Below are 14354 nucleotides of genomic sequence, written 5' to 3' on the forward strand. Positions count from 1 at the left end.
GCGGGCCCCTGGGCTGGGTGGTCAGCGATGGAGACTCACTACCCCCTAGGTGCTGAGGGGGGTGGCTCAGGTGGTTGGCGTGGTTCTGGTGGCTCGGCGTCTCTGGTTGCCTCGGGCCGCTTCGGCTTTGCTCTTGGCCTGGTGGCAGGGCGGGCAGATGAGGCCGAGGTTGTCGAGGTTTTCGACGGCTCCGCCTTCGGCGACGGGGGTGATGTGGTCGAGCTCGTGACCGGGTTCGTCGGGGTTGTCGGGTGGTTCGGTGCCGCAGCGGTAGCAGCAGCCGTTGTCCCGTCGGTCGACGCGGGCTTTGAGGGTGCGCCATCGTCCGGAGCTGATGCCGTACCGCTTGGCCTTGTTGGCGCGGCCGGCCCATGGTTGGGGCTGGTGGTCGTCGCATCGGCCGCGGTTGGTGGCGAGTTCGCGGCAGGCCGGGTCGCTGCAACGGGAGGGTGGGGCGGTGGGCATCGGCATAGTCCTTCTGTGGTTAGGCGGCATCGGGGGGTTCCGGTTCGGTCGTGTCTGCCGGCGGCTCGTTGTGCCGCTGGTTGAGTCGGATGAGCTTGAGGTGGTGGCGGGCGTCGAGGCCGGCCCGCCGGGCGGCGCCGAGGCGGGCTCGTCTGGCGGCGTTGGCGGCGCGGCGGCGGGCAGCCTCGGCGATGAGGTCGGTGACTCGGTCGTCAGCGGTCATGCTGCCGTCTCCTTGCTCTCGCACGTGGGGTGGGTGGTTTCGCCCATGGCTGCATGGACCGGGTCGAGGGGGAAACGGCAAGCGCTGCATACCACCGCCTCGGGCGTGACGCTGGGTGAGGTGCTTCCGGAAGGTGCCAGCGAAGGTGCCGAAGGCGCCAACCCTCGGGGCCCTGGCGCCTTCGGCGCCTTCGTGTCACCTTCGCCAGCGTCGGTCACGCTGAGTACCCAGACCCAGCCCTTGCCGAACCCGGACTTCTCGGACTTGACGCCCGCTTTGGCGCGGGCCCGCTGAAGGGTCCGCTTGGCAATGCCGTCCTTGTCGGCTGCCTTGATCACGTCTCCCGCCGATGCCTCGCCGCCGTTGTCGGTGAGGTAGTCGCGAAGCCACTCGACTGCCTCGTCTCGCTCGCCGGCGTCGTCGCGGTCGCCGGATGCGGCGAGGGTGTCCTCGACGCTGCGCTCGGCAATGCCGGTCCACTCCAGCCGGCCGACGTTGGCGACACCCTTCGGTGTGTGAATGTCGGTGCCTTCGATGCGGTAGCCCAGCGAGGGCAGGTCGAGCAGTCTGCCGAGGCTGTTCTTCGTCTGCGTCATCACCTGTTGCTCGCCCTCGGTGTCGCGGGCGAAGGCGAGGATGGCGCGGGCAAGGTCCTTGAACGCGCCCGATCCGGAGATGAGCTGGGAGGCGTCGGAGCCGGATGCCTTGTTGAAGTGGGCGATGCCCAGGGTCAGCGCCTTGGTGCGCTCGGCCATGCGCACCAGGGGTTCGAGCGCCTGGCGCACGTCCTGTGTGCGGTGGGCGTCGGTGCCGCTTCCGAGGGTGGACATGAGCGGGTCCACGATCAACGCGGCAGCGCCGTACTCGGCGATGGCCTGTTCGATGAGTTCCACATCGAGGGGCAGGGAGATCATGGTCTCGCCGCGCAGGATGTCCTGTGCCTCGACCCGGTAGACGTGGTTCAGGTCGGCGCCCGCGGCCATCAGCCTGGGGACCAGCGTGCGGGACCACGAGTCTTCAACCGCGGCGTAGAACACGGCGCGGGGGCTGCCGAAGAACGAGCCGGGCAGCTTGCCGAGGGAGAGTTGGGCAGCGAGCCAGATGCCGAACGAGGACTTGCCGGTGCCCTCTCGGCCGGCGGCGAGGGTGAGCGCCCCGGCGGGGATGCGGCCCTCGCCCTGCTCGGGCTCCCACGCCCAGATGACGGGTTCGGGCTCGATGGCGGAGGCAGGGGTGAGAACCAGGCGCCGGGTGGACTCTCCGGGCGCCGGGGCGTCCTGCTCTTCGGGCGGGGGACCGTACTTCTCCCAGATGTCGGTGTCGAAGTCGGTCACGCGGCGATCTCCAAGGGGGTGAGGTACTGCCCGGGGCAGCCGGGGACGGCGATCGGCGGCCAGCCGGGGGTGGCGCGGAGCTATCGGGGCGGGGAGAAGCGGCGGGCCTCGTCCTGTTCGGCAACGGTCGGCAGACCGGCGGTGGCGTGCAGGCGGGCGCGGATCGGCTCCCACGCGGCGGCTTCGGCGGCGTCCATGGCGTCGGTCCAGCGCTGGAACAGGTGGTGTTCGAGGTGGCGGACGAACGCGTCGACGAAGATGGGGTTCATGTCCACGGCCGCCCCCACTGGCGGGGGTGGCCGAACAGGCGGTGCAGCTCCCACAGTTGCCAGCCAGTGGCGGCGAGGCGACGCGCCTCGGCGCGGATCTCGTGGCGGGTGAGCCCGAACGGTGCCCGGGGGGAGGCCCCGGCCGCCGGGGCGGCCGGGACACCCGTGGTGGTGCGGTAGTTCACTGTCCGGCCGCCTCGATGGTGTCGGCGTCGCGGTCGATCGAGGCGGCCAGGCGCCGCAGCTGCTCGGCGAACGCGCGGGCGTCGCGTGCGCTGAGTTCCACGCTGGCCTTGAACGTCTCGACCTCGATGTGCGGGGCCTGACCGGCGTTGATCTCGAACCACGCGCCGATGACGTGGCGGCCGTCGGCATCGTCCGCCGCGTACTCCTTGCCGAAGTGGTTGGCGTTCGGGCCCTCGAAGTCCGGGTCGGGCATGTGGTCGTTGATGCAGCCCGGGACGGTGCACTCGGCCTTGCTGCCGGGCAGGTGGATCGGCAGGCCGGAGTTGACCGGGTCGTTGTACTGCCGCCAGGCGAGGGTGCGGATCACGTGGTCACGCTCGGCGGGGTCCTGGCCGCGCGGGAGGAGGAGGAACGGGCGGCCGTCGATCGGCTGGAGAAGCATGCCGGTGTAGGTGGTGCGGACGGTGGCCGGCAGTTCGGCGCGGTTGATCTCCTCCAGGTCTAGGCCGATGCGGTCGAGCAGGGCATCGAGGGGGAGGTAGCGGACGGCGTTGGAGGTGAGGGGGCCGCCGTCGATGGCGCGGATGGCTTCCAGGACGACGTTGGTGGTGGCGCGCGGGTCCGGGGTGGCGCGGACCTCGCGCATGATGGCCTCGGGGGTCGGCTTCGGCTCGGTGGTGGCGTCAACGAGCGCCGTCAGGTCGTCGCTCTGGCGGGCGATCCTTGTGGCGATCACGCCACGGCGGGCGGTACGGTGATTCACAGCGTTCTCCAAGCTGTTGGAGACGAGTGCCCCGGGGAGAGCTGCCAGGCTTTTGGCCCGGGGCTTCGTCGTGTCGGAGTGCGTCAGGCCCTTACTTGGATTGCCGTCCAAGTGGGGGCCGTTCGCGTTTCAGGCCGCGATGGCCTGGGAGTCGAGCCATTGCTCGACGTCGGAGCGGCGGTAGCGGATTCGCCCGCCGCGGCCGGGGGAGAGCTTGCGGTACTTGGGTCCCGTCCCGAGGTATCGCCAGTTCCGTAGCGTCTTCGGGCTGAAGCCGGCCAGCCGCGCGGCCTCCGCTTCTGTCAGGTAGTCCAGCACGAACACCTCCATTTGTCGAGTTTTTCTCGACAAGTGCTTGCATCATCGCGGGTTGGTCCGTGATGATGTGGAGCGTAGCCGGGACAATCCGGGACCGCAAGATTCTGTGCTTTGTCGAGATTTCCTCGACTGGTAGCGTCAGGATCATGACGACGGGACGTATTGAAGTGGGACCGAGCGGGCGCACTGTCGCCGCGAATGTGAAGCGTCTGAGGGAGGCCCGAGGTCTGACCCTCCGAGCCCTCTCTGCTGCTCTGAAGGAGCACGGAAGGCCCCTGAGCGCCGACGCGCTGAACAAGATCGAGAATGGCGCAAGCGAGGAGCCGCGCTCGATCAGGCGTGTAGACGTCGACGACCTGATGGCGTTGGCGGTTGTACTCGGCGTCTCGCCGGTGACGCTGCTGCTGCCGGCAGATGCTCGGGGCGAGGCCGAAATCACGGGCGCTGGTCGAGTTCACGGGCAGGAAGCATGGATGTGGGCGTGGTGCACCGATCCCCTGACCCTGCCGGACGGCGATGAAGAGGCCGACCGTGCGGTCACCGAGTTTTTGCTGAACTCCCGCCCGATCGGGCTGTTCTCCCCTCAGGGCGATGACCGTCTTCTGCCTCATTCACCGCGCAGGAAGAGGCGGGATGGCTAGGGTCTGGATCGAGGATCGCAGCAGCCAGAAGGACTACGTAGCCGCGATGGAGCGGTGGCGGGCGGCGAAGAAGGCCGGCAGCAAGCGGGCTGCGCCCGGACGGTGGCGGGTCCGGTGGTACGACCCGAACGGCGATCCGAAGGCGAAGACGTTCGGCACGCTGCCGGCCGCTGAGAAGCACCAGCAGGACACGTTGGGGCGGCTCGACAAGGGCACCTACCGCGACCCGAAGCAGGGCAAGACCCTGTTCTCCGACGTGACCACCGCATGGTTCGGCGCGCTCCGCCGGCCCGGCGAGCGGACCAAGGACGACTACCGCGAACTGCTGGACCTGTATGTCCTGCCGAAGTGGGGGACGTGGCCGGTCGCGTCGATCCAGTGGGAGAACGTCTCGGAGTGGCTGACCGAGCTGTGCAACGCGCCCGGCAAGCGTGGCAAGCCGCTGTCACCGGCCCGGATCGCGAAGATCCACCTCGTCTTCGGCATGGTGCTCAAGTACGCCGTGAAGACGGGGAAGATCGCCGTCAGCCCGGCCATCGACCACGAGCTGCCGCAGGACGAGGACGACGACGATCACGTCTACCTCACGCACGACCAGGTCGAGGCGCTGGCCGCCGCCGCGGGTGAGTACGCGTTGCTGCTGCTGGTGCTGGCCTACTGCGGCATCCGGTGGGGCGAGGTGTCGGCGCTCAAGGCTGCCCGGGTGCAGGTGTCCACGCGTCGGCTGCGGATCGTGCAGGCCTACACGCGGAAGCGCGGCGGCGGGCTGCTGCTCAAGGACGTGAAGAACCACGAGAAGCGGTCCGTGCCCCTGCTCGGCTCACTGGTCGCGGACCTACGGGACGCGCTCAAGGGCAAGGGGCGGGACGCGCTGCTGTTCACCGGCCGGGACGGCGATCCGATGGGCTACTGGGAGTTCCGGTCGGCCATCTTCGACCCGGCGGTGAAGGCGGCCGGGCTCGACGGGCTCGGCCTCACCCCGCACAAGCTCCGGCACACCGCAGCGTCGCTGGCCATCGCGGCCGGCGCGGACGTGAAGGTGGTGCAGCAGATGCTCGGCCACAAGTCGGCGGCCATGACCCTCGACGTGTACGGGCACCTGTTCCCGGACCGCCTCGATGAAGTGGCGAACGCCCTCGACGCTGGTCGCGCGTCCGCACTGGCGGCCAGGACTGCGCTCGCTGCGTAGCAGGGCGGTCAGATCCATGTGTACAAAATGCGTACTGCCCGCCCGGTGTGTACCGGACGGGCAGTAGAAGAAGGCCTATGAGCTGGCACTTCTGGTCAAGCTAGGTGCACCGCACCCGCGTGGCGAACGCAGGCCGCGTGCGGTGCGAGTCTTGCGTGCCTCGGGGGTCCGGGTAGAGGGCCGGGTCGTCCCGAAGCGGTGGGGGTCACACCCCCCCGGGGGCGTCAGGCCTGGGCGGCCGTGTTGACGCGCTTGGTGATGGCCGACTTCTTGTTGGCGGCCTGGTTGGCGTGGATGATGCCCTTGCTCACGGCCTTGTCCAGCGCCTTGGAGGCGGCGCGGGCCAGCTCGGTGGCCTTCTCGGTCTCGCCGGCGGCAGCGGCCTCACGGGCCTTGCGCAGAGCGGTCTTCAGCGAGGACTTGACGGCCTTGTTGCGCAGGCGCGCCTTCTCGTTGGTCTTGTTGCGCTTGATCTGGGACTTGATGTTCGCCACGAAGGAGCCTCAGTCTGTTTAAAAGGTCTGAACGGGGTCGCACCCGGCGGCCTTCGGTCCAGCTGAGAGGGCATGCCGAGGCCAGGTGCAGCAGCCCACGCTACCAGGGGCCCGCTGCCCGCCCCAAACCGGGCTCCCGCCGCGGACCCGGTCCCCGGGCCGCGCGGGGGCGGCGGACGGAACCGGACGGTGCCCGAACGGCAGCCTGCCCCGCGCTCGTGGGAAGATGGGAGGAACTATTTCGATCGGACGAGACTGTCCGGTCCCCGGGAAACCGGTCAGCGATGACCAGGACACCCCCGGCCCCGGACCAACGGAGAATCGGACCAAGGTGCCCGCGACCCCCAGCAATGTGCCAGAGCCCAGCCGTACCGACCCGGCGCTGATCCGCAACTTCTGCATCATCGCCCACATCGACCACGGCAAGTCGACGCTCGCAGACCGGATGCTGCAGATCACCGGCGTCGTCGACCCCCGGCAGATGCGTGCCCAGTACCTCGACCGCATGGACATCGAGCGTGAGCGCGGCATCACCATCAAGTCGCAGGCGGTCCGCCTCCCGTGGGCGCCGAAGACCGGGCCGAACGCCGGGACGACGCACATCCTCAACATGATCGACACCCCCGGCCACGTGGACTTCACGTACGAGGTGTCCCGCTCCCTCGCCGCGTGCGAGGGCACCATCCTGGTGGTCGACGCGGCCCAGGGCATCGAGGCGCAGACCCTCGCCAACCTGTACCTGGCGCTGGAGAACGACCTCACGATCATCCCGGTCCTCAACAAGATCGACCTGCCGGCCGCGCAGCCGGAGAAGTACGCGGCCGAGATCGCCCACATCATCGGCTGCGACCCGGGCGACGTGCTCAAGGTCAGCGCCAAGACCGGCCTGGGCGTCGAGGACCTGCTGGACCACATCGTCAACACCATCCCGGCCCCGGTCGGCGAGGCCCAGGCCCCGGCCCGCGCGATGATCTTCGACTCGGTGTACGACTCCTACCGCGGCGTGGTCACCTACGTCCGGGTCGTGGACGGGCAGCTCACCAAGCGTGAGCGGATCTCGATGATGTCCACCGGCGCCACGCACGAGCTGCTGGAGATCGGCGTCATCTCGCCCGAGCCGAAGGTCGCCGACGGCCTCGGCGTCGGCGAGGTGGGCTACATCATCACCGGTGTGAAGGACGTCCGGCAGTCCAAGGTCGGTGACACCATCACCTCGATGCACAAGGGCGCCACCGAGCCGCTCGGCGGCTACAAGGACCCGCGCCCGATGGTGTTCTCCGGTCTGTACCCGCTGGACGGCTCGGACTACCCGCTGCTGCGCGACGCCCTCGACAAGCTGCGGCTCAACGACGCCGCGCTCGTCTACGAGCCGGAGACCTCGGTCGCGCTCGGCTTCGGCTACCGCTGCGGCTTCCTCGGCCTGCTGCACCTGGAGATCATCCGGGAGCGCCTGGAGCGCGAGTTCAACCTCGACCTGATCTCCACCGCCCCCAACGTGATCTACCGGGTGGTCATGGAGGACGGCAGCGAGCACACCGTCACCAACCCGAGCGAGTTCCCCACCGGCAAGATCGCCGAGGTGTTCGAGCCGGTCGTGCGCGGCACCATCCTCGCGCCGAACGAGTTCGTCGGCGCGATCATGGAGCTCTGCCAGTCCCGCCGCGGCAACCTCCAGGGCATGGACTACCTGTCCGAGGACCGGGTCGAGCTGCGCTACACCCTGCCGCTCGCGGAGATCGTCTTCGACTTCTTCGACCAGCTGAAGTCCAAGACCCGCGGCTACGCCTCGCTGGACTACGAGCCCATCGGCGAGCAGTCCGCCAACCTGGTCAAGGTCGACATCCTGCTGCACGGCGACGCGGTGGACGCCTTCTCCGCGATCGTCCACAAGGACAAGGCCTACGGCTACGGCGTGATGATGGCCGGCAAGCTCCAGAAGCTCATCCCCCGCCAGCAGTTCGAGGTGCCGATCCAGGCGGCCATCGGCTCCCGGGTGATCGCCCGTGAGACGGTCCGCGCGATCCGCAAGGACGTCCTCGCCAAGTGCTACGGCGGTGACATCTCCCGTAAGCGGAAGCTGCTGGAGAAGCAGAAGGAAGGCAAGAAGCGGATGAAGATGGTCGGCCGCGTGGAGGTCCCGCAGGAGGCCTTCATCGCCGCGCTGTCCACCGACGCCGAGCCGCCGAAGGAGAAGAAGTAGCGGCGGGGCGGTGACGCACGCCGGAAGGGCCCGGGCACCCGCCCGGGCCCTTCCGGCGTTTCCGGGTCCTCCCGGCCTTCCGGCGGCCTACTTCAGGCTGCTGAGGACCACGCCGACGATCGCCGCCTTGGCCAGCCGCCCCGCGGTGCCGGTGAACACGGTGGGCCGCATCGAGTCGTCCGGGCGGACCACCTGGAGCAGCCCGTCCCGCCGGCCGAGGCTCACGCACTGCACCGTGTACCGGAACGAGAACGGCTTCGCGGTGCGCCCCGCCAGTAGCTTGCCGAGGTACTGGCCCTGCGGCAGGGCGGTGGCGCAGCCCATCCGCAGGGTGCCGACGCCGGGGACGGTGACCGCGGCGGCGTCGCCGACCACGTGGACGTCCGGGTGGGAGACCGACCGCAGGTGGTCGTCCACCAGGGCCCGGCCGTGCTCGTCCACGGCCAGTCCGGCCTCGGCGGCCAGCGGGTGCGGCTCCAGCGAGGCGGCCCAGACGACGAGGCCGGCGTCGATCGGGCCGGCGGTGGTGCGCAGCCCGTCCGGGGTGACCTCGGTGACGGTGGCGTTCTCGTGGACGGCCACGCCGAGCCGGGCGAGGACGCGCCGGACGTGGGCCCGGCCCTTGTCCGAGTAGACGCCGCCGACCAGGCCGGACGCGACGATCCGCACCTGCCAGGCCGGGTGGGCCTCGGCGAGTTCGGTGGCCAGCTCGATGCCGGTGGCGCCGCCGCCGACCACGGCCAGGGTGCCGGGCCGGTCGGCCGCGGCGATCCGGCGGTGCAGCTCGGCGGCGTGCTCCGCCGAGCAGGCGAGCTGTTCGGCGCCGGGGACGCCGTGCCAGGCGGTGCGGCTGCCGAGGGCGTAGACCAGGGTGTCGTACGCGAGGGTGGTGCCGTCGTCCAGCCGGACCTCGTGCGCGGCCGGGTCGAGTGCGACGGCCCGGGCCCGGCGGTGCGTGATCCGGCGGTCGCGGGTGAGTTCGCCGATGGTGGGCCAGTCGCGGCCGCGGCCGGCGGCGGTCTCGTGCCGGCGGATGCGGTGCAGGATCCGGTCCTCGGGGGCGACCAGGGTGACGGCGTGGTGCCGTCCGGCGCCCTTGGCCGCGGTGAGTCCGGCGTACCCGGCGCCCAGTACGACGATCCGCTGCCCGGTGGTGGTGCTGCTCATCTCGTCCGCCTCCTTGCGAGGGCGCTCCGGTGGAGCGCTGTTCGGGAAGGGGACGACGCGGCCGGTGGGGGTGTGACCGTGACTCGCGTCACAGCTCCACGGCGGGGATGCGGCCGAGCTTCTCGGGGTTGACCACGACGTACGCCTCGGTGATCCGCCCGTCGGCCACGGTGAAGGCGAGGACGCCGCCGACCGTGCCGGTGGTCCGGTCGTACCAGACCAGTCCGGGTTCGCCGTTGACCACGGCGCGGCCGGTGGCCACTTCGGGGGTGAACCACTTGGCGACCAGGCCGGCCACCAGCCGGGCCACCCGGTCGGCGCCGTGGACCGGGCGGACCGCGGCGCGGATGATGCTGCCGCCGTCGGAGTGCCAGACGACGTCGGGGTCGAGGATCTCCATCAGGGCGAGGATGTCGCCGCGGCTGCTGGCGGCGGCGAAGGCCTCGACGGCCTGGCGGTGCTCGGCCGGGCCGGCCCCGCCGGTGCGCCGGGCGCCCTCGTGGGCCGGGCGGCCGTCCGGGCCCCGGCCGCCGTCGCGGACCCGGCGGCGGGCCCGGGAGGCGAGCTGGCGGGCGGCGTCGGGGGTGCGTTCCAGGGAGGCGGCGATGTCCTCGAAGCCGACCGCGAAGACGTCGTGCAGCACGAAGGCGGCGCGCTCGGCGGGGGTGAGCTGCTCCAGTACGGCGAGCAGGGCGAGCGAGACGGACTCGCCGCGTTCGGCCAGCTCGGCGGGAGAGTCGGGGCCGTCGGCGTAGGAGACGGCCGGTTCGGGCAGCCACTCGCCGTAGTAGGCCTCGCGGCGGGCGCGGGCGGAGCCCAGCTGGTCGTAGCAGAGCCGGGTGACGACGGTGGTGAGGAAGGCGCGCGGGTCGGCGACGGCGGTGCGGTCGGCGGCCTGCCAGCGCAGCCAGGCGTCCTGGAGGACGTCCTCGGCGTCGGTGAACGAGCCGAGCAGCCGGTAGGCGACCGAGCCCAGGTAGCGACGGTTCGCCTCGAAGGCGTCCGGGGCCGGGTCCTCGATCACGGACCCAAGGTAGCGCGCGGTGTCCGGAGCGCAAACGGCTGGAGCGCAAACGGCCGGGGCGCGAAGGGCCGGGGCGGGATGTCCCCGCCCCGGCCCGCAGGCTGTTCGAGCGTCAGTCCACCTCGACCACGGCCTCGGCGAACTGCGCCTGGTAGAGCCGGGCGTAGGCGCCGTCGGCGGCGATCAGCTGGTCGTGCGAGCCCTGCTCGACGATCGAGCCGTTCTCCATCACCAGGATCACGTCGGCGTCCCGGATGGTGGAGAGCCGGTGGGCGATCACGAAGCTGGTGCGGCCGGTGCGCAGCCGGGCCATGGCCCGCTGGATCAGCACCTCGGTGCGGGTGTCGACGGAGCTGGTCGCCTCGTCCAGGACCAGGATGGACGGCTGGGCGAGGAACGCCCGGGCGATGGTGATCAGCTGCTTCTCGCCGGCGCTGACGTTGGTGCCCTCGTCGTCGATGACGGTGTCGTAGCCGTCCGGCAGGGTGCGAACGAAGCGGTCGACGTGGGCGGCCTTCGCGGCCTCGACGACCTGCTCGTGGGTGGCCGACTCGGCGCCGTAGGCGATGTTGTCGGCGATGCTGCCGCCGAACAGCCAGGTGTCCTGGAGCACCATGCCGATGCCGGAGCGCAGTTCCTCGCGGGACATCGCGGCGATGTCCACGCCGTCGAGGGTGATCCGCCCGGAGCTGACCTCGTAGAACCGCATCAGCAGGTTGACCAGAGTGGTCTTGCCGGCGCCGGTGGGGCCGACGATGGCGACGGTCTGGCCGGGTTCGACCTTGAGCGAGAGGTCCTCGATGAGCGGCTTCTCGGGGTCGTAGCGGAAGGACACGTCCTGGAAGGCGACCCGGCCGCGCACCACGTCGGGCCGTTCGGGCATGGCCGGTTCGGGGCTCTGCTCGGAGGCGTCCAGCAGCTCGAAGACGCGTTCGGCGGAGGCGACGCCGGACTGCACCAGGTTGGCCATGCTGGCGACCTGGGTGAGCGGCTGGCTGAACTGGCGCGAGTACTGGATGAACGCCTGGACGTCGCCGATGGACAGCGCGCCGGAGGCCACCCGCAGGCCGCCGACGACGGCGACCAGCACGTACTGGAGGTTGCCGATCAGCATCATCGCGGGCTGGATGATGCCGGAGATGAACTGGGCCTTGTAGCTGGCCTGGTAGAGCGACTCGTTGTGCTCGCGGAAGGCTTCTGCGGACTCCTCCTGCCGCCCGAACACCTTGACCAGGGCGTGGCCGGTGTACATCTCCTCGATGTGGGCGTTGAGCTGGCCGGTGGACTTCCACTGCTGGACGAACTGCGGCTGGGCCCTCTTGCCGACCTTGGTGGCGACGACCACCGAGACGGGCACCGAGATCAGCGCGATCGTCGCGAGCAGCGGGGAGATCCAGAACATCATCGCGAGCACACCGACCACGGTGAGCAGCGAGTTGACGACCTGTCCCATGGTCTGCTGCATGGACTGGCCGATGTTGTCGATGTCGTTGGTGACCCGGCTGAGTACCTCGCCGCGCGGCTGCTTGTCGAAGTAGCTGAGCGGCAGTCGGCCGAGCTTGGCCTCGACGTCCTGGCGCAGCCGGTAGCTGGCGGCCTGGATGGCCCGGGTGGCCAGCCGGCCCTGGAAGATGCCGAAGACGGCGGAGGCGACGTAGACGCCGAGCACCCAGAGCAGGACGGTGCCGATGGCACCGAAGTCCATGCCCTGGCCGGGGGTGAAGGCGACGGAGGAGAGCAGGTCGGCGACGCCGCCCTCGCCGTGGGCGCGCAGCCCGTCGACGACCTGTTCCTTGGAGGTGCCGGACTGGAAGCGGGCGCCGACGATGCCGGCGAAGATCAGGTCGGTGGCGTCGCCGAGGATCTTGGGGCCGATGACGGCACAGCCGATGCCGAGCACGCCGAGGATCAGGACGCCGACCAGGGTGTTGCGTTCGGGGCGCAGCAGGCCGAGGACGCGCTTGCCGGAGCCCTTGAAGTCCATGGACTTCTCGGCGCCCTGGCCGCCCATGAAGCGGCCGGGGCCGGCCGGGCCGCGGCGGGCGGCGGCGGCCTGCGAGTCGCCGGGCAGGCCGGCGTCCTTCTTCGGGGCGCCCTTCTCCGGGGCGTCCGTGGGGGCGATGCCTCTCGGGGCCGGGCCCTCGGCCAGGTCCGTCTTCTTTCCGGGGCTGGTCACGCCGCCTCCTGCTCGGTGAGCTGGGAGAGCACGATCTCCCGGTACGTCGGGTTGTCGGCCATCAGTTCGTGGTGGGTTCCGGAGCCGACGACGGCGCCCTCGTCGAGGACGATGATCCGGTCGGCGTCGCGGATGGTGGACACGCGCTGGGCGACGATCAGGACGGTGGCGTCGGAGGTTTCGAGGGCCAGGGCCTTGCGGAGCTTGGCGTCGGTGGCGTAGTCGAGCGCGGAGAAGGAGTCGTCGAAGAGGTAGACGGAGGGCCGGCGGACCAGGGTCCGGGCGATGGCCAGGCGTTGGCGCTGGCCGCCGGAGACGTTGCTGCCGCCCTGGGCGATGGGGGCGTCCAGGCCTTCGGGCAGCTTCTCGACGAACTCCTTGGCCTGGGCGATCTCCAGGGCGTGCCAGAGGTCCTCGTCGGTGGCGTCGGGCCGGCCGTAGCGGAGGTTGCTGGCGACGGTGCCGGAGAAGAGGTAGGGCTTCTGCGGGACGATGCCGACGTTCTCGGCGATCGCGGCGGGGGCGAGTTCGCGGACGTCCACGCCGTCGAGCAGGACCTGGCCGGAGGTGGCGTCGAAGAGCCGGGGGACGAGGCCGAGCAGGGTGGACTTGCCGCTGCCGGTGGAGCCGATGATGGCGGTGGTCTCGCCGGGGCGGGCGGTGAGGTCGATGCCGCGCAGGACCGAGGCCTCGGCGCCGGGGTAGCGGAAGTCGACGTCGCGCAGTTCCAGGTTGCCGCGGCGCAGCACCTCGGTGACGGGGGCGGCGGGCGGGACGACGCTGCTGTGGGTGCCGAGGACCTCCTCGATGCGCTCGGCGCAGACCTCGGCGCGCGGCACCATCATGAACATGAAGGTGGCCATCATGACGCTCATCAGGATCTGCATCAGGTAGGAGAGGAACGCGGTGAGCGCGCCGATCTCCATGGCGCCGCTGTCGATGCGGTGGGCGCCGAACCAGAGCACGGCGACGCTGGAGATGTTCACCACCAGCATGACGGCGGGGAACATGATGGACATCAGCCGGCCGACCTGGCTGGAGACGTCGGTGAGGTCCTCGTTGGCACCGGCGAAGCGGGCCTGTTCCCGGTCGTCCTTGACGAAGGCGCGGATGACGCGGATGCCGGTGATCTGCTCGCGCAGGACCCGGTTCACGGTGTCGATCCGCTCCTGCATGCTGCGGAACTTGGGGCGCAGCGCGCGGACCAGCAGGACCACGACGACGCCGAGCGCGGGGATGACGGCGAGGAGCAGTCCGGACAGCGGGACGTCCTGGTTGAGCGCCATGATGATGCCGCCGACGCACATGATCGGCGCGGCGACCATGAGCGTGAAGCTCATCAGGGCGAGCATCTGGACCTGCTGGACGTCGTTGGTCGTGCGGGTGATCAGGGAGGGCGCGCCGAACTGTCCGACCTCGCGGGCGGAGAAGCTCTGCACCCGTTCGAAGACGGCGGCGCGGACGTCCCGGCCGAAGGCCATGGCGGTTCGGGCGCCGATGAAGACGGCGCCGATGGAGCAGAGGGCCTGGAGGACGGTGACCGCGATCATCACTCCGCCCACGCGCAGGATGTAGCCGGTGTCGCCCTTGACGACGCCGTCGTCGATGATGTCGGCGTTGAGCGTCGGCAGGTAGAGCGCCGCGAGGGTGGACACCAGCTGGAGTAGCACCAGCAGGGTGATCGGTCGGGAGTACGGGCGGAGGTACGCCCTGAGCAGTCTGATCAGCACTAGCACACTCTTGTCGTCGCGGGTCGGGTTCGCACCCCAATTCTGGGTGTTCTGTAGTGTCGTACAGGCCATTCGGCGTGTGGGAGCCGGAGGTTTGCCGGGCCTTTGCCGAACGGCGGGGGTGCGGCACCGGGGGTGCGGGGAGGTGCCGTCGGGCGCCGCCCTCTTACGGAAT

General features: G+C 70.4%; 15 protein-coding genes. 3 read left to right on the top strand and 12 right to left on the bottom strand.

Annotation, left to right across the window (positions count from 1 at the left end; translation table 11 throughout):
- Positions 1–66: 66 nt before the first annotated feature.
- The 7 genes from ACIRRH_RS00550 to ACIRRH_RS00580 form a co-directional block, all read right to left on the bottom strand.
- Positions 67–465: an HNH endonuclease gene (locus ACIRRH_RS00550; protein WP_403059598.1), complete on the bottom strand. Its 399-nt coding sequence runs from the start codon at positions 463–465 to the stop codon at positions 67–69.
- Between the two features lie 19 nt (positions 466–484).
- Complete coding sequence (locus tag ACIRRH_RS00555; protein ID WP_403059601.1) at positions 485–688, bottom strand: hypothetical protein; 204 nt, start codon at positions 686–688, stop codon at positions 485–487.
- Positions 685–2022, bottom strand: a complete 1338-nt coding sequence (locus ACIRRH_RS00560) for an AAA family ATPase (RefSeq protein WP_403059604.1) — start codon at positions 2020–2022, stop codon at positions 685–687. The genes ACIRRH_RS00555 and ACIRRH_RS00560 overlap by 4 nt, the downstream gene beginning before the upstream one ends.
- Before the next feature lie 80 nt (positions 2023–2102).
- Entirely contained in the window at positions 2103–2297 is a 195-nt protein-coding gene (locus ACIRRH_RS00565) for a hypothetical protein (RefSeq protein ID WP_403059607.1), read from the bottom strand.
- Entirely contained in the window at positions 2288–2476 is a 189-nt protein-coding gene (locus ACIRRH_RS00570) for a hypothetical protein (RefSeq protein WP_403059610.1), read from the bottom strand. Before ACIRRH_RS00570 ends, ACIRRH_RS00565 begins: the two co-directional genes overlap by 10 nt.
- The gene (locus ACIRRH_RS00575; protein WP_403059613.1) at positions 2473–3240 is read right to left on the bottom strand and encodes a hypothetical protein; all 768 of its coding nucleotides are present in this window, start codon (positions 3238–3240) and stop codon (positions 2473–2475) included. Before ACIRRH_RS00575 ends, ACIRRH_RS00570 begins: the two co-directional genes overlap by 4 nt.
- Before the next feature lie 129 nt (positions 3241–3369).
- Entirely contained in the window at positions 3370–3570 is a 201-nt protein-coding gene (locus ACIRRH_RS00580; protein ID WP_403059616.1) for a helix-turn-helix transcriptional regulator, read from the bottom strand.
- 134 nt (positions 3571–3704) lie between these two features.
- Between ACIRRH_RS00580 and ACIRRH_RS00585 the strand changes: the two genes are divergently transcribed.
- Both ACIRRH_RS00585 and ACIRRH_RS00590 read left to right on the top strand, forming a co-directional pair.
- Positions 3705–4199: a helix-turn-helix domain-containing protein gene (locus ACIRRH_RS00585; RefSeq protein ID WP_403059619.1), complete on the top strand. Its 495-nt coding sequence runs from the start codon at positions 3705–3707 to the stop codon at positions 4197–4199.
- Positions 4192–5388, top strand: coding sequence for a tyrosine-type recombinase/integrase (locus ACIRRH_RS00590; protein WP_403059622.1), 1197 nt, complete (start codon positions 4192–4194; stop codon positions 5386–5388). Before ACIRRH_RS00585 ends, ACIRRH_RS00590 begins: the two co-directional genes overlap by 8 nt.
- Before the next feature lie 224 nt (positions 5389–5612).
- Here ACIRRH_RS00590 and rpsT read toward each other — a convergent pair whose 3' ends face one another.
- Entirely contained in the window at positions 5613–5882 is a 270-nt protein-coding gene (rpsT, locus tag ACIRRH_RS00595) for a 30S ribosomal protein S20 (RefSeq protein WP_224284197.1), read from the bottom strand.
- 331 nt (positions 5883–6213) lie between these two features.
- On the opposite strand from rpsT, the gene lepA reads away from it, so the two are divergent.
- A complete protein-coding gene (lepA, locus tag ACIRRH_RS00600; RefSeq protein ID WP_403059625.1) occupies positions 6214–8082 on the top strand; it encodes a translation elongation factor 4 in 1869 nt (622 codons plus the stop codon).
- Between the two features lie 87 nt (positions 8083–8169).
- Here the strand turns inward: lepA and ACIRRH_RS00605 are convergent, their stop codons facing one another.
- From ACIRRH_RS00605 to ACIRRH_RS00620, 4 genes are all read right to left on the bottom strand, one after another.
- Positions 8170–9249, bottom strand: a complete 1080-nt coding sequence (locus tag ACIRRH_RS00605) for an NAD(P)/FAD-dependent oxidoreductase (RefSeq protein ID WP_403059628.1) — start codon at positions 9247–9249, stop codon at positions 8170–8172.
- A gap of 88 nt (positions 9250–9337) precedes the next feature.
- Complete coding sequence (gene sigJ, locus ACIRRH_RS00610) at positions 9338–10273, bottom strand: RNA polymerase sigma factor SigJ (protein ID WP_403059631.1); 936 nt, start codon at positions 10271–10273, stop codon at positions 9338–9340.
- Positions 10274–10385: 112 nt separating this feature from the next.
- Positions 10386–12284 carry an ABC transporter ATP-binding protein gene (locus ACIRRH_RS00615; protein WP_403061063.1) on the bottom strand — a complete coding sequence of 633 codons (1899 nt, stop codon included), beginning with the start codon at positions 12282–12284 and terminating at the stop codon, positions 10386–10388.
- A gap of 161 nt (positions 12285–12445) precedes the next feature.
- Entirely contained in the window at positions 12446–14179 is a 1734-nt protein-coding gene (locus ACIRRH_RS00620; protein ID WP_403059634.1) for an ABC transporter ATP-binding protein, read from the bottom strand.
- Positions 14180–14354: the final 175 nt, after the last annotated feature.

Source organism: Kitasatospora sp. NPDC101235 (genome assembly GCF_044767505.1).
In the GTDB taxonomy this organism is placed as follows: Bacteria; Actinomycetota; Actinomycetes; order Streptomycetales; family Streptomycetaceae; genus Kitasatospora.